Source organism: Floridaenema evergladense BLCC-F167 (assembly GCF_041929205.2).
Classification (GTDB): domain Bacteria; phylum Cyanobacteriota; class Cyanobacteriia; order Cyanobacteriales; family Aerosakkonemataceae; genus Floridanema; species Floridanema evergladense.
Window position 1 is genome coordinate 3240811 of the sequence record NZ_CM171625.1, and the last position, 15167, is coordinate 3255977.

Sequence of the window (15167 nt, forward strand, 5' to 3'; positions counted from 1 at the left end):
TTTATCATCTAATGTCCTAACTGTTTTTGAGATTTTTCTGAGTTTTCTTTTACAGCTGTAAAGCCAACTATTTGGGGAATTGTCTCCAGCTTAATTTGACCTTTAAGAGTTTTACCATTTACTACTCCACGAATTGAAATTGATTGATTCTGACATTCTTTAATTTTATTTAATGACCCTATTAAACTCAAAGGTTGAGTTTTATTTTGATTGTTCCACTTACCTGTAAGCGAAGGTTTTTCTTCTATCGATCTGGCTAACTCTTCTTCTGTCTTCATAGAGACTAAAGAACCATTTAAGTAAACTCCAGACTGTTGAATAATTAATAACAATTTTTCTGCATTTAGACATCCTGGTAAATTTTGCGTGGTAATGCGATAACTTCCATCAATTGCAGGAGGTGCTTTTATAGTTGTACCATAAGTTGTGACACCTTTAAACAATAGTACAACTAAACCGATCGCCAACCCATAAAAAGCCAAAGATTTCACACTTAAATAACTCATTTTGCTCCAATTTTAAATCAAATTGATTTGCCGCAAAAATTTAGAATCATCGATCGTAAATTGTTTCCGGTTCTAATAGGGAAGAAAGGTGAGAAGTTACTTGATTATACCGACGAGTAATTAACAGAGAAGAACGACATTCTGTAGCTAATAAATCAGTATAGCGCCCTAAAGTTTGACGTTCAATTCCCCAAGCGCGACTAGTACCAGCAATAGTGAGATCGACAGTTTCGGATGCTGTTACTACTGCTTCGATAGGTTCGATCGCGTCTACAAAAATAATGTCAATGCGATCGCGTATGCTCTTTGGTAAACGTTCTAATACGCTGCGAAATTCATGACTTAATTCATTTTGACTTAGTTCATTTTCCGCCACTTGTAAGACAGTTAAACAACAAGTATCACGATTAAAAAGTAACCTTAAAGCAATTTCCAAAGCTAAATCATCGTGAATATTAGTAGAGTATGGCACTAATAAATTTTCTAACCTTTCTTTGCCTCGATCGACAAATACTGCTACATCTGCGGGTGCAATAGTAAGAATTTGACCAACTCTGCCTCCCAAACGGTTAGTACTAAAAGCTGGACGATGCCAACCTACTAATATTAAATCAGTGCGATCGAGTAAAGCAATTTCTGCTGTTTCTTTAGCTACATCTTGCGAAATTCTAATAATTGGATGCACCAGTTGCCGAATTGCTGGAGGTTCTAAACTCTGAATTAATTCTTCTAAACGTTGCCGACGTTCTTGAATCAATCTATTAGCTTCTAAGGGAGTACTTTGGAATAAATAATCCTCTTCTAATTCAATTAAACTGAGGGGATGTACCACAGTTGATTCTAATCTCATCCCAGCAATTGCCACTGCCAATTGTAGTAAACCTTTTTGAGTTCGGGGATTAGCTACAGGTACTAAAATTCGATAGTTTTGCGTTGATAAACTAGAATTGGCAGGAGGTTTAGATTCTACAATTCCTTCTGGTTGTTCATCAATTGACTCTAAAACATCGAGTTGAATTAATCGTTTTGGATAAGTCCATTCCAGTAACGGCGAAGTCATGAATGTAGTCACCAATGCCATGATTACTAACATGGTGAATAACAAAGGAGAAATTACTCCTAAACTTAAGCCAATATTGAGGACGATTAATTCAGTTAAACCGCGAGTATTCATTAACCAACCAAGTGCCGAAGCTTCGCGTTTATTAATACCAGAAACTCTTGCAGCTACGTAAGTTCCAGCGTATTTACCCACAATGGCAACAGCGACGACTGCGGCACAAAGTAACCATAATTCGGCTCGATTTAGTAAGCCTATTTCTGTACGTAATCCGCTATAAGCAAAGAAAATTGGCAATAAGAATATTAAAACGAAATCTTCAGTTTTTTCTGCTATTTCTCTAGTCATAGCTGGGTGTTTCGGCATGATTGCGCCTAACAAAAATGCGCCAAAAATCAGGTGAATGCCGATTAATTCTGTGATTAAAGCGGAAGCTACCACAGCCATATAAATTCCGGCTAATTCAATTTGACTGAGGCGATTTTTGCGATCGTAATGAGTAGCAAGTCTTTGGAGGAACGATCGCCCCAATGTTACCATCAATGCAATGTAAATTAAAGCTTCAATAATTGTTGGTACAGCTTCTATCATACTGTTGCTGCGAGTGACTGCGATCGCCAAAGCCAACAAACACCAAGCTGTCACATCATCAACTGCCGCACAAGTCAAAGCTAAAGTTCCTAACCTCGTACCTTGTAAATTATTTTCTGTAATAATTCGTGCCAAAACCGGAAAGGCTGTAATCGACATTGCTGCCCCTAAAAATAGGGCAAAAGCACTGAAAGAAACACTGGAATTAGAAAGTAGCGGATAAAGCCAAAGAGATAATAAACTAGCTAAAGAAAAAGGCACTAAAATACTGACATTAGAAGTTAAAATAGCAATATCTAAATTACCTTTAACATATTTAGGATCTAATTCTAAGCCAATTAAAAACATGAAAAATATTAATCCTACCTGAGAGAGAACATTCAAGAAAGGAATAGTTTCAACTGGGAATAAAGTTGCAGCGATTCCAGGTGCAACTAATCCTAATAAAGATGGCCCAAGCATGATTCCGGCGACGATTTCTCCAATCACCAAAGGTTGCTTAAGCAAGCGAAATCCTAAACCTACAAGTCGGGAAAGTCCGATGACAATTAGGACTTGAATTAAAACTAAAACTACTGTCTGCATAATTTCCTCAAAGACAGTTAAACTTGACCTAGTTTAACTTCAGATATTGGACTAAAAAAGTGTACAACAAATTTTCTGAGCCGTTTGTATCATATCAAATCTATTTGAATTAGCTTCTGGCAAATCTCCTAACCTATCTTCGTAAGACTTTACAACCACTGACCGCCACGAAACCGCCAGCGAGGAAATATAATTCGCATCATACTTTGAGATGCTAAATAAACACCTAGCCAAACTAAACTATAATGGCGAATAAACAAGTTTACATCTAAGTTTTGAATTCCAGGTAAAGGCAATTGCAACAATTTAATAACTATTATTAAGAAAATTGCTTCCCAAATCCCAGCCAATAATTGAAATATTCCAGGCCAATCTCGATCCCAGCGAAATTTTTGCCAATAATTATAAAGGATATCCCAAAAAAGACCGAAAATGGCAATATATCCCAATACCGAAAAATAAACAGAACTGGAGTGTGGACTAGTAATTCCCAATGCAAAAGGTAAAGTTACTAATACGCCGACTGTTGCCAGTAATAATAAACGAGTTTGCCATCTACCAAAAAGTGTAGGAGTCATGAGATTTTAAATTTTAGATTTTTCTTAACTCAGATCTTGCTCCAAGAGGCAGAGCCTCCATTTTTCGTTCCCAGGTTCAACCTGGGAACGAGGATTTGGGAGGTTCTACCTCCCCTGAAAGGTTACGTCTACATCCGTGTTTATCTGTGGTTAAAAATCCCAGATTAAGGAGACTGATTAGCAACCCATTTTAACCATTGAATTAAAGAAGTAATCGCATTTAGTTTATGTAATTTTGGGGCTTTAATTGCGGCTAAACTATCCACAGCGCAAAGGGCGGTATATTGTAAACCCAAAAAGCTATCAACTGCGGCATAAGAATTACCTAAAGTTATCGCACCACTGGCATATATTCTACCTCGTTGATTTCGCATTTCTACTATTTCAAAGTCATTGGTGACAGCTAACCTGCCATTGTCAAGTAATGGCAAATTATACTGTTTTACTAGGTCATCTAATAAAGGACTGGCTATGACTTGAGCATCTAATCCTGTAGCGTCAATAATAAAATCTGCCTCTAGGCGGATCTGTCCTTTTAAACTTTGCTCTTTAATATAAGTAACAGTTTTATTATGGATATCTTTTTCTACTTTTTCTACTTCGCCAAAGGTGATTTGATACCAACCTTCTTTTAATCCTTGATTAACTATACGTTTCCAATCTTTACGATCGGCAGTCGTAGTCCCTCCCCACTGTTTCAATAACTCTTTTCTGGTCGCAGGATCGGCTTTTTCTAATATTTGTCTTAAGTCGCCACCCCAACAAGCTTTCGGCCAGTTAAAAGGTTGAAATTCGTAATGATTTTCTACTTGACGTTGAGCTAAACCAAATTTGTTACCTTGGGGTTTTGGCGATCGCATTAAATGCAAAATCGAAATCAATTTATTATGTTCTCTCGCTTCATAAATCCTTTGCACAATGCGCGAAGCAACTATTCCTCGACCGCGAATTAAAACTGTACCACCTTGATTTTCTAGGTGTTTGTAAACATGATGATGGTCTTCATAAGCATTAACTACTGATTTAAAATCCCTAGTTTGTTGACGGTAAGCTTGCAAATCTGGTAAAAATTGAATAGCAGGATAACCTGTAGCTAAATGGACAAATTGGGTGACTAAAAAAGCGCGATCTGGGGGCGCTGTGCTGGAACGACGGCGCGAATATGCGATCGCATAACGCCCATCAGTTGTTTTGCGAATTGCCCTAACACTGCCATTACAAAATATTTTATCCCAACCAATTCTTTGGGTTTCGCGATCGATAGAATCAAACACATTTTGCGATCGAGGCGTGTAAGTTTGAGCAAAACTTGGTTCCGCAAAAACCTGCCATAAATAACCCAAAGCATCGCTCAATTTTCCCTTAGTTAGATCGTGCCAAACTTCCCTTAAAGCATAACTGGGCCAACCCCAAATATTATCAGGACAAGAATCAGAATTAGAACGCAATCTTTCATGAGGAGGAATTTGGGAATTCAGGCACAAACGCTGATAGCGAGCATAAGGTTTTCCCTCCAAACCTAAAGCCATAATTTGATTAGTTTTTACTCCACAAATTCGCAATAAATCTACCCAGACAAAGCTTCCCAAACCTGCCCCAACTGCTGTATAATCAACTTCATCAACTGCATTACCAGTAGCATATAAATCTTGCACATTTACTTGGGGTGATTGAAAGAAATTTGGCGGAAAAGTTTGTCCTGAAGAAACAGCAGGGGGAATAATTAATGACTCAGGTAAATCTGTATCTGGGTTAAAATTAATTGTGGGCGGAACTGAAGAAACTACTGGTGCTGGAATAGCAGTAAAAGAAACAGTAATTTGATAATCAGCAATTTGTAAAATATCACCATTAACTAATAACGATCGCATCTGACGTTGACCGTTAACAAAAATCCCATTAACCGTATTTTGGTCAATAACAACTAAACCGCTTGCTTCCAGATCGATTAAAGCATGAAAGCGAGAAATTCCCGGAGTATTTAACACAATGCGAGAGACACGCAAACCTCTAATTTCGGCAGGCATTTGGGCAAATTCTCTTCCTAAAGCAACGGGAAGATTTAACAAAGGTTCTCGCAGTTCTCCGGTAACAGGGTCTTGCCAACTTAGCCGAATTTTTAGAGATTGAGGATTCATAATTGCCGATAAATTAGTTATTGTTAGGAGTAATTAATACACTGGAAGCGGCTGCTAAAGAAGTACCGCACCAAGGACAACCTAAGTCTAACTGTTCAAAAGGAGAAATGCGATCGCACTTCGGACATTTTAAACCATAAACTTGATTCACCGAATTACCTGGCTGAGGCGGCATCAAAACAGTAGGAGGAACGCTACTCCCAGCCAAAGTCACCGCCACAACTTTAATTTCTGTTTGACCTAAACAAATAATACTATCTTGGCTTAAAGCCGCCTCACCTTGAATTAAAATTTTGCCATCCACTACTGGAGGATTACTTTGGCGCAAGTTTCGTACCTGAAAACAATTGCAATTTTGGTTAAAAAATATCTCTACGTGCAGCCCGGAAACAGTAGGATGAGTTAATACAATGTCACATTTAAGAGGGTCGCGACCTAATCGCATCGTACCAGGATTTTTACTAACTTGTCGATCGCCAATCACCTCTTTTCTAATTTGACCTGCTTCTTGCCATTCCAGAATAATTTCGTTCATCACACACTTCTCTCTTAGTCTTAAATATATCTACAAATTACTTCAACTTCTGACTCTAAAATTTCCTGATGGCAATTACTTCCTAATTTCTCATAGTATCGCCTTGGTGTAGCCTGTGCTGGTGCGATCGTTTCACCAATAAAACCTTGATGACTCTACCAATTACAAAATTTAAGTAAAACTTGTGTCTGCTTAAGGGAGAAATATTGTTATGATGACTGTTTACAGTGGTTGAATTCAGCCCAGATAGTTCAGTAATTACTAGCCCACATTCTTAAGGAGGAGCTACCTTTGACTCGTCGCTACCTATTCACCTCCGAATCTGTCACCGAAGGTCATCCTGATAAAATTTGCGATCAAATTTCTGATTCTATTTTAGACACGCTACTCGCAGAAGACCCTTATAGCCGTGTAGCCGCAGAAGTGGTAGTTAACACAGGCTTAGTGCTAATCACCGGAGAAATTACCACCAAAGCGCACGTTAATTACGTCGATGTCGTCCGCAAGAAAATCGCCGAAATTGGTTACACTGACTCCGATAACGGCTTTGCAGCCCATAGTTGCACCGTTTTAGTGGCTTTAGACGAACAATCCCCTGACATCGCCCAAGGGGTAAACACCGCCCAAGAAACTCGCCAACAAAATGACTCTGATGCTTTTGATGCCATTGGTGCGGGAGATCAGGGTTTAATGTTCGGTTTTGCTTGCAACGAAACCCCTGAGTTAATGCCCTTGCCGATTAGTTTAGCGCACCGGATTGCTCGCAGATTAGCCGCAGTCCGCAAAACTGGAGAGTTGACTTACCTGCGTCCAGATGGCAAAACTCAAGTTACAGTAGCTTACGAAGACGGAAAACCCGTAGGTATTGACACCATCCTGATTTCCACTCAGCATACTCCTACCATTGGCGATATTACTGACGAAAGCGCAGTCCAAGCCAAAATCAAAGAAGACCTCTGGGAAAAAGTGGTGATTCCAGTTTTTGCTGACATCGATGTGAAACCGGATGCAGAAACTCGCTTTTTAGTCAATCCTACAGGTAAATTTGTGATTGGTGGCCCGCAAGGTGATTCTGGGTTGACTGGTCGGAAAATTATTGTTGATACTTATGGCGGTTATTCCCGTCATGGTGGCGGTGCGTTTTCCGGTAAAGACCCCACAAAAGTAGACCGTAGCGCTGCTTATGCTTGCCGTTATGTGGCGAAAAATATTGTGGCTGCTGGTTTGGCGGAGAAGTGCGAGGTGCAGCTTAGTTATGCGATCGGTGTAGCTCGTCCTGTAAGTATGATGATCGATACTTTCGGAACTGGCAAGGTAGACGATGAAACTTTACTAAGTTTAGTCAAAGAAAATTTTGAATTACGTCCAGCCGGAATCATCGCCGCTTTTAATTTACGCAATTTACCCGCAGAAAGAAACGGTCGTTTCTATCAAGATGTCGCCGCTTATGGACATTTAGGACGCACAGATTTAGACTTACCTTGGGAAAAAACCGATAAAGCACCTTTGTTGCAACAAGCACTCAAGCAAGAACTTTCTGTTCCCGTAAGTTAAACCACAAAAGGGATAATAGTCCGCTTGATTACCCATATTGTAGAGACGTTATATATAACGTCTCTACAAGCATTTAGATTAATAATGCTATTTACAAACTTATTATGGTACAAACTATCTCAGCTAAAGATATTAGTCTAGAAGAATTAGAAAGACTCTTCAATCTTGAATTAGTTGAAGATGAAGACTTTTTTCGGGAATGGCTAGAGGATTTACCAGAAATTACGGATTTACAAAAACAACTCTTAGATCAAGTGAAAGCGGGTTATTTTAACCTGATTAAAAAACCCCCGTTTCTCGAAAAACCGATTAACATCACTATCGTCTCTCCGATTCTATTCATCGGAGAATTTTATTTAGCTCCTTTTTATATTAAAGCAGAAACCAGCATCGAAATTACCGCAGAGTATGAAGGAGTAATTGTTAAAGGTAATTTTGATACCTTAGTTCTAAAAGACCAAATTTGGCTGATGATTATTGAATCCAAAAGAGTCACTTTTTCTATTGAAGCTGGATTAGCTCAAATCCTAGCTTATATGTTAGCTAATCCTAATTCAGAACGACCTAAATTTGGCATGATAACCACAGGTAGCACTTTTATCTTTATTAAATTAATTCCGGGAAATCCGGTGCGTTATGCAACGTCAAATCTTTTAGCAATTCGCAATCGTGGCAATGATTTATATTCCGTGCTGCGGATATTAAAACGCCTGGTTCAATTAGCTGAATAAATTGTTACTATTTGGTTCTTAGTAGGAATATTAATAGCAATTTAGATTGGAAAAATTTGGAAACGTTAAGTTTTGATAATTACTTCTACGCGACGATTTTTCTGTCTACCTTCTGGATTATCTGAACCATCAGTTTTATTATTAGGTGCTATTGGTTGACTTTCCCCCAATCCTTTAGTTTGTAGTCGCTTTGCTGGTACTTTAAACACATTAATAAAATAATACTTTACTGCTGCGGATCTAAGTCGAGAAAGTTTTTCGTTGTAAGCGTCATCGCCTTTATCATCAGTATGTCCGTTAATTAAAATTTCTGATTTGCCGTAGTAAGTCAAAAGTTGATTTAGTTTGGTTAAGGTGGGTTTTGCTGTGGCGCGAACATGATATTTGTCAAAGTCAAATAAGATATGTTCGGGAAGGTTAATTTTAATTCCTAATTTGGTTTTTTCGGCTTTTAACTCAGTCATAGTCTTTTCCACTGTCGCCGCTGTAATTTTTGTCGGTGGTGGTGTTTCAACTTCTACTTTAGTTGTGGGAGTTGGAGAAGTTGTTGCTTCTAAATTAGAACTAGAAGATTCAACTTCTAATTTTGTTGTAGTAACAGTTTGATTTTCTGTTTGTAATTGAGTAGTAGAAGTAGTTTGATTTGCTGTTTCTACACTTGTGGAAGTCGCAGATACAACTTCTAATTTGGAAGCGGCAACAGGTACTATTTCTAATGTGGTAACTTTGGAATATGTATTATTCCGGCGAAAGTCCAAATAGGAAAAACCCACTACAACAAATAAGGCAAACAGCAAATTTAGCTGTCTAATTAGCTTAATCATTTTTCTGTTATCTTTGAATTAATATATTACTAAAGCTTACGAGAGGAAAATTTTTCAAGCCAAAATATTGATTAGAATTCGTGGCAATACTTAAGTTAGTTGCTTTGGGTGAAACTCTACCAATGAAAACAAATTGTCCTTTAAGGGTAGTTCCAGGTTGGATTTGAATCTTGGGATTATCTGGTGGAATTGCTAAAGGGTAAGTACTTTTATATGTATCATCTCTGAGAACAAAATCATCTTTAGAATTTAACTGTATTGGTTCCTGACTAACATTAGTAAATGCCATACTGACAACAATGCTGTCATCGGTAAAGGCAATTTGAGTTAATCTTGCTACAACTTGGTTATCGTTTACTTGCAAATCATAAGTTTGCGTTGGTGGCAAAGAAGTTTTAGCAGTGGGCGCAGAAGTGCTAACAGAGGTTTGAGAAACGGGTGTTGTAGCGGTAGAAGATTGCTGTGTCAGTGGGTTGGATTGACAGGCGATGCACGCCAGGGATATTGCGGTTAATATGGGTAGAATAGCAGGTTTCATAATAGGATTCTATTTCGCTTTTCTTGTTTATTTTATGACTAACTCTCACTATTTAGATTCCTGAAAAATACGGAAATTGCTGAGGTTTTTCATGCGGAAATTACAGAGGATTTATCTAAAAAAATGGCGATCGCATTTTCTCCACAGTTTTAGTTTCAGTAAAATTTCTGTTTTCTTGAGCAAACCCATTGAGAATGACGTACTATGAAAAAGCATATTCTGCGGTTTTAGCAGCATAGCACTCTTAGCAATTATGACGACAATTTCTGATTTTCTCAGCCATCTTAACCCTAGTCAACGTCGCGCAGTGGAACATCACTGCGGTTCTCTGTTGGTTGTTGCTGGTGCAGGTTCCGGTAAAACTAGAGCTTTGACTTATCGCATTGCCAACCTCATCCTTAAGCATAAAATCGATCCCGAAAATATCCTCGCTGTCACTTTTAACACCCAACCCCTCTTCTGCCTAAGTTGAGCGAGATTATCTGTAGTAGTACCGACTACAACCAATTACCAATTAAAACAAAAGGAGCCCAGAAAAAAGGATGTTTGTATTCGGAATTACTCAGTAAAGTTAACTGAGCTTGACGTAATGCTTCGGCTTTTGTAACACTATCTTTAGTGAGTTGACGATAAAAATCGATCATTAATTGAGCGGTTGATTCGTCACGTACAGACCACAAGGTAGCTAGGGTACTGCGGGCACCCGATCGCAAAGCCATCCCAGCTAAACCTAATGCAGCACGGCGATCGCCTTGGGCTGTTTGACAAGCACTTAAAACTAAAAGTTGCAGTGGATTGGGCAAATTTCGATTCCGCACTTGCAAGAGTTCATCTAATTCCTTAACATTAATTCTGCCATCCCATGTCAGGAGAAAAGTTTCTTCGGGATTAGAACTAAATTGACCGTGAGTAGCTAGGTGAATCACATTAAAATCTTCTTTTTTTACATAAGTTTTAAAATGTAAACGAGTAAATTTATTATTCAGTAAAATTGTTGGATGTGAATTAATTTCATCAGCGATTTCTTTCATTTCGTAAGCTACAGCTGGTAAAGGAGCAAAACCTTGAAGTCCTTCGGTTAATCCAGCTGTTAGTAAGTTAATGTTTCCTTTTGGTAAAGTTTGCGGACTGAGAAGATGTAATCCCGAACTAAGAGCAACTGCATACTGTTCGATTAAATATTGTTTACCATCATGGAGTGCTGCGAGCGGTATATTTCGTAAAAATCCATCTAAAACAAAGACTAAAGTTTTGATTCCGTTACTGTCTAACTGTGCTTTGATTGGTTTAATTAGCCAATTATACACTTCTTGGGAATAGCGGAGGCGTTCTTTGTCGGAATATTCTAAATTGAATGAGGAGTAGAGTTTTTGTAAAGTGCGATCGATTTCTGTTTTAGGTAATCGAGTAGCATAATGTTGTAGGGGTTGTTGAGGAATAGATACTATTACTTCTAAGCGATCGCTCAAAAAAATCGGATAAATTATCGCCGCTGTCGGGTCTACATTGTCAATTCGTACTGGGCTAACATTTAAGCAAGTATCTTTGAAGAAATTATCTAATTCTGCTAATTGTAAAGCCTGGATTACTTCCCGTGCCATTTTGATTTTGGGCTATTTGCAAAGCTTGTTGGGCAAGGCGTTTAGCTTCTTGATTCTGTTTTTGGTATTCGTAAATTTGACTCAGTTGATTGAGTGCGTAAGCTTGGGCTAGTTCGTCGGAAAGCGAGCGAGAAATTTTGATTGCTGTAGCTAAATCATCAGCAATTTCTTGCCAATTAGGAATTGAGGAATTACCAGGATTTTGAATTGCTAATTGAGTTAAACTTTCCGCCAAATTGACTCGAAGGTAAACAGAGGCGCGACTGGGTGAAAGATTAGCAATTTGCGCTTTGATTTGGGGAATTAAGCTAAGGGGTATTTGGGAGCTTTTTTCTTCTACAATTAAGCTTAATTGATTTAGTTGTGCTTTAGTTTTTAACAAGGGCTCGCTGGCAAGTTCTATGGCTTTTTGATACAAATTCAGCGCTTCTTTGGTTGCTTGTAAGTTTCTGGCTATGTTACCTAAATTTAGTAAGGTAGCAGCGCGATCGTTATTGGTGATTTCTGGATCTTTGAGCGTGAAACTTTGTTGTAAAACTGCGATCGCTTGTTCGGAATCACCTATTAATTGCAATACATTTCCTAAACTTCGCAATCCAGATGCTTTGAATTTTACATCTTTTAATTCCTGAAGTTGTGAGGCTATTTCTCTAACCAAATAGTAAGCATTGCGGTACTGTCCCATAATCCGTAATGCTTGCACTTGATTAATTTGACTTCCTAATACACCCCTTTGATTTTCTGCTTTTTGATATAAAGATTGAGATGTTCTCCAAGTTAATAAAGCTAACTCTGTATTCCCCAATTTCAGTTGCAATCTTCCTTTGGTATTTAAAGCTTGTGCCAGTGCAGACAACCTACTTCGCTCTTGATTATTTTGAGTTTCTAATAATTTAATGCTGCGCTCGATACTTGTATTAGCAAGCTGCCATTCTGCCAAATCTTGATAAGCGGAAGATAAATAATTTAACACTACAGCTTGGGGTAAAATCAGCCCTTGTGCTGTCAAATTCCGCAGTTGTTGTTGCCAGAGTTCGATCGCCTCTTGGTAACGTCCCTCTTCATACAATTTTATTCCTATTTCTGGCGATCGTTCGGATGCTGACGCTTGTTCCATTACTACCATATTGTAAGGAGAACCAGCGAAAATAGGTAGAACTAATAATAACAATACTGTGAAAAACCCTACCGCAATGTATAAATAAGACCGCCATAAAAGCTTTTTGCAATTTTTGCTCAACTGGGAAACAGTTTTGGTTAAAAATCTGTACATAAGTAATAGTTATTTAAACATTTTTTTGTGCTGCTTGTCTTATTACGCAATGGTAATTTTTCTATTCAATGGAATAGTATCACGAGACAAATAACTATAAGATTAAGGTTATCTTAAGCCTTACTATTGACTTATTGACAATAATTATGTTTAAAGTTTTTGACAACGGGATAGGCGATCGAATATCGGAAGAGAATTCGAGTTAGTAGCTACTAAAACCACTTCCCCTTGTTCATTTACCTGCCAACCTGTAGCCTCGATCAATTCCGGTTCCTTTTCCTTTGCCTCTATGGGTGAATTAGTAGTAGAATTCTGCCAAGAAAGTTGACTGCTATAATCAGTCATATCTTGCCAGATTTCCTCGCTGCTAAATGGCATGGAAGGAGATTCAGGTAAACCACCACGTCCGGTGACGGTAAAAGTATTTTCCCCCGGTCTAGCGCAACCGACAATAATTTGTGCAGAAGGGTCTGGTAATTGATTTGGTAATTCGATTAATTCCGCACTGGGTTGGACATCAGGAGAGTTAACAGAAACAGTACCAGAAACTCCGAATTGCGAAGAAGCAGTAATGCTGCTTTTAGGAGCAAGAAATAAACCTTGTGTAACGATTTGAATATTGCCACCTTTTCCGGCAACAGCATTAGCATTAACACTGCTATTTTCTAAAATGGTAATTGTATTGGCATGAATTGTGAGATTACCACCGTTACCAATTTCACCTGCTTGAGCAGAAATTTGATTTCCCGATCGCAGTTGCAGAGAATCATTAATTTTCAGGTCAATATTACCGCCATTTCCTATGTTTGTAGAAGCAGCAATTAATCCACCAGAGTTGAGAAAAAATTGGTTGGCATTAATTGAAAGTTGACCACCATCTCCTGTACCTTGATTAAGAACTGTAACTTCAGCGCGATCGGAAATTCTCACTACAGAAGCATTTATTGTCACTTGTCCAGCGTTGCCAGTAGGTTGATTTGTCAGTCTAAAAGCTTGTTGTACCTGTGGACTAGGGATGGCAACAGATGAACTGGCTCCACTATTAAAATCCCGACTTCTCCCACGAAAATCTATCACAGAAGCATCGATCGTAATGTTTCCCGCATTCCCACTACTCAAACCAGAACTGGCTATAACTCCGCCATTCCTGGCTACTAATTTAGGAGTAGCGATCTCCACCGCACCCGCATTTCCAATATTAAAAGAACTACTAGAAATAGCACTAGGAAAACTGCCGATATTAGGTGTTACACCAATTATTTCTATAGATCCAGTAGCATTAACTTTAATCGTTCCGCCTCCACCACTACCAAGAACGCTAGAGATTATCGCTCCTGAATTTACAAGCCTTAAATTTCCTGTATTGAGCGTTGTATTTCCGATAAATCCTGAATTTAAAGAATTATTACTAATGGCGCTACCTAAATTCAAATTAGCTGAGGAAGGTTCAGTTATATCTGTTGATAATGTAGCATCGATCGTAATATTAGCACTTCTACCTTGACTGAAAGTGCGAGACAAAATAGCTGCTCCTTGTTCAATTAACAACCTTTTTGTTGCAATGGAAATATCAGCACTTTCTCCAACAGTAACTGTTTCTGTACGTAACCCACCACCAAAGTTAGCATTTTGGCTTATCCCGCTGAGTTTTATTGATTCTACAGCATTAATATGAATAATTCCAGTTGGTTGAGAGCCTTGGTTTTGAATTAAAATTAACGAACCATCTCTTAATACCAAATTTCTGGCTTGCACTTGTACTGTACTGCTTCCCACACCACTAGCATCTGCTAAAGCGTGACTAGACATTTGAATGTCATTCCAGTTTTGTACTGCTTGATAATTAAACTGCCAACCATTAACATCTGGTTCAATATTAACTAGAGAATTGCTAACCGATCCCAATTCAATTCTACCTCCTGGTGCCGTCAATATACCACCATTTATAATTAAATTTCCCCCTAATAAAGCTAAGGTTCTTGCTGGTTGTACTCGCAGTCCTTGCTTACTTTGTCCTGCACCACTTATAGGGGTAAAACTGGTAATTCTAACTTGAATATCGTATCCATTTCCTGCTACTTGAATATTGCCTGGATTTGCTCCAAATTGTAGTCCTACAGGAACATTAACTGTGAGCAATGGGGGAGTATTCGGATTGGTAGCACTAAATTCTTGTCCGTTTTGAAAGATCATGCTCTGAGCAGTAGTTCCCAAAAATGAACCGCCAATATTTAGTTTGGCATTGGCTCCGAATATAATCCCGTTGGGATTGATTAAAAATAGGTTAGCATTTCCATTGGCTCTAATTAACCCATCAATATTGGAAATATTTTGACCAGTTACGCGAGTGAAAATATTTTGAATATTGCTATTATTATTAAAAAAAGCTTCTGTAGCAGTAGGAACAGAAAATTCTCGAAAACTGTGGAAAAGATTGTTATTTAATGTGGTTCCTCCTTCAATGTTAAAAGTATTTCCTTGCTGGATAACGATCGATCGATTAGGCAATGTGGTATCAGGAACAATTTGGGCTTGTACTATGCTTACTGAATCCAGAAATAATAGTAGACTAGTAAAAGACATTACCCACTGAATTTTACTCGGTTTATTTGTGTGCATGGATGTTTTTAATTTTGACATAACAGGAAAGTTG

Annotated in this window: 12 protein-coding genes and 1 pseudogene; 3 read left to right on the forward strand and 10 right to left on the reverse strand. The window is 38.3% G+C overall.

All coding sequences use genetic code 11. The features are described 5' to 3' along the window. Nucleotides 1-8: 8 nt before the first annotated feature. The 5 genes from ACE1CA_RS15780 to ACE1CA_RS15800 all read right to left on the reverse strand — a co-directional run bounded on the left by ACE1CA_RS15780 (nucleotide 9) and on the right by ACE1CA_RS15800 (nucleotide 5993). A complete protein-coding gene (locus tag ACE1CA_RS15780) occupies nucleotides 9-506 on the reverse strand; it encodes a hypothetical protein (protein WP_413280964.1) in 498 nt (165 codons plus the stop codon). Between the two features lie 46 nt (nucleotides 507-552). Beyond that, entirely contained in the window at nucleotides 553-2742 is a 2190-nt protein-coding gene (locus ACE1CA_RS15785; RefSeq protein WP_413280965.1) for a cation:proton antiporter, read from the reverse strand. 149 nt (nucleotides 2743-2891) lie between these two features. Next, nucleotides 2892-3320, reverse strand: coding sequence for a hypothetical protein (locus tag ACE1CA_RS15790; protein ID WP_413280966.1), 429 nt, complete (start codon nucleotides 3318-3320; stop codon nucleotides 2892-2894). Nucleotides 3321-3484: 164 nt separating this feature from the next. Continuing rightward, nucleotides 3485-5458, reverse strand: a complete 1974-nt coding sequence (locus ACE1CA_RS15795; protein ID WP_413280967.1) for an FHA domain-containing protein — start codon at nucleotides 5456-5458, stop codon at nucleotides 3485-3487. Nucleotides 5459-5471: 13 nt separating this feature from the next. After that, nucleotides 5472-5993, reverse strand: coding sequence for an FHA domain-containing protein (locus tag ACE1CA_RS15800; RefSeq protein ID WP_413280968.1), 522 nt, complete (start codon nucleotides 5991-5993; stop codon nucleotides 5472-5474). 291 nt (nucleotides 5994-6284) lie between these two features. Here ACE1CA_RS15800 and metK point away from each other — a divergent pair, with 291 nt between their 5' ends. Together metK and ACE1CA_RS15810 are read left to right on the forward strand one after the other, a co-directional pair. Further along, the gene (metK, locus tag ACE1CA_RS15805; protein WP_413280969.1) at nucleotides 6285-7547 is read left to right on the forward strand and encodes a methionine adenosyltransferase; all 1263 of its coding nucleotides are present in this window, start codon (nucleotides 6285-6287) and stop codon (nucleotides 7545-7547) included. Between the two features lie 104 nt (nucleotides 7548-7651). Next, nucleotides 7652-8278 carry a restriction endonuclease subunit R gene (locus ACE1CA_RS15810; RefSeq protein WP_413280970.1) on the forward strand — a complete coding sequence of 209 codons (627 nt, stop codon included), beginning with the start codon at nucleotides 7652-7654 and terminating at the stop codon, nucleotides 8276-8278. Nucleotides 8279-8343: 65 nt separating this feature from the next. On the opposite strand, the gene ACE1CA_RS15815 is transcribed toward ACE1CA_RS15810, so the two are convergent. Both ACE1CA_RS15815 and ACE1CA_RS15820 read right to left on the reverse strand, forming a co-directional pair. Beyond that, a complete protein-coding gene (locus ACE1CA_RS15815; RefSeq protein WP_413280971.1) occupies nucleotides 8344-9102 on the reverse strand; it encodes an OmpA family protein in 759 nt (252 codons plus the stop codon). Nucleotides 9103-9109: 7 nt separating this feature from the next. After that, nucleotides 9110-9640: a hypothetical protein gene (locus tag ACE1CA_RS15820; protein WP_413280972.1), complete on the reverse strand. Its 531-nt coding sequence runs from the start codon at nucleotides 9638-9640 to the stop codon at nucleotides 9110-9112. 253 nt (nucleotides 9641-9893) lie between these two features. On the opposite strand from ACE1CA_RS15820, the pseudogene ACE1CA_RS15825 reads away from it, so the two are divergent. Then, a pseudogene (locus ACE1CA_RS15825) lies at nucleotides 9894-10091 on the forward strand (UvrD-helicase domain-containing protein); the annotation flags it as partial. A gap of 46 nt (nucleotides 10092-10137) precedes the next feature. Here ACE1CA_RS15825 and ACE1CA_RS15830 read toward each other — a convergent pair. From ACE1CA_RS15830 to ACE1CA_RS15840, 3 genes are all read right to left on the reverse strand, one after another. Further along, nucleotides 10138-11241, reverse strand: coding sequence for a CHAT domain-containing protein (locus ACE1CA_RS15830; protein ID WP_486517389.1), 1104 nt, complete (start codon nucleotides 11239-11241; stop codon nucleotides 10138-10140). Then, nucleotides 11195-12514, reverse strand: a complete 1320-nt coding sequence (locus ACE1CA_RS15835) for a tetratricopeptide repeat protein (RefSeq protein ID WP_486517390.1) — start codon at nucleotides 12512-12514, stop codon at nucleotides 11195-11197. Before ACE1CA_RS15835 ends, ACE1CA_RS15830 begins: the two co-directional genes overlap by 47 nt. A 150-nt stretch (nucleotides 12515-12664) precedes the next feature. Next, complete coding sequence (locus ACE1CA_RS15840) at nucleotides 12665-15154, reverse strand: two-partner secretion domain-containing protein (protein WP_486517391.1); 2490 nt, start codon at nucleotides 15152-15154, stop codon at nucleotides 12665-12667. Between the last annotated feature and the right edge of the window lie 13 nt (nucleotides 15155-15167).

Excerpts from the sequence above, each read along its gene's own strand:
- ACE1CA_RS15780 (WP_413280964.1), bottom strand. The coding sequence starts at position 506 with ATGAGTTATTTAAGTGTGAAATCTTTGGCTTTTTATGGGTTGGCGATC.
- ACE1CA_RS15785 (WP_413280965.1), bottom strand. The coding sequence starts at position 2,742 with ATGCAGACAGTAGTTTTAGTTTTAATTCAAGTCCTAATTGTCATCGGA.
- ACE1CA_RS15790 (WP_413280966.1), bottom strand. The coding sequence starts at position 3,320 with ATGACTCCTACACTTTTTGGTAGATGGCAAACTCGTTTATTATTACTG.
- ACE1CA_RS15795 (WP_413280967.1), bottom strand. The coding sequence starts at position 5,458 with ATGAATCCTCAATCTCTAAAAATTCGGCTAAGTTGGCAAGACCCTGTT.
- ACE1CA_RS15800 (WP_413280968.1), bottom strand. The coding sequence starts at position 5,993 with ATGAACGAAATTATTCTGGAATGGCAAGAAGCAGGTCAAATTAGAAAA.
- ACE1CA_RS15810 (WP_413280970.1), top strand. The coding sequence starts at position 7,652 with ATGGTACAAACTATCTCAGCTAAAGATATTAGTCTAGAAGAATTAGAA.
- ACE1CA_RS15815 (WP_413280971.1), bottom strand. The coding sequence starts at position 9,102 with ATGATTAAGCTAATTAGACAGCTAAATTTGCTGTTTGCCTTATTTGTT.
- ACE1CA_RS15820 (WP_413280972.1), bottom strand. The coding sequence starts at position 9,640 with ATGAAACCTGCTATTCTACCCATATTAACCGCAATATCCCTGGCGTGC.
- ACE1CA_RS15830 (WP_486517389.1), bottom strand. The coding sequence starts at position 11,241 with ATGGCACGGGAAGTAATCCAGGCTTTACAATTAGCAGAATTAGATAAT.
- ACE1CA_RS15835 (WP_486517390.1), bottom strand. The coding sequence starts at position 12,514 with ATGTACAGATTTTTAACCAAAACTGTTTCCCAGTTGAGCAAAAATTGC.
- ACE1CA_RS15840 (WP_486517391.1), bottom strand. The coding sequence starts at position 15,154 with ATGTCAAAATTAAAAACATCCATGCACACAAATAAACCGAGTAAAATT.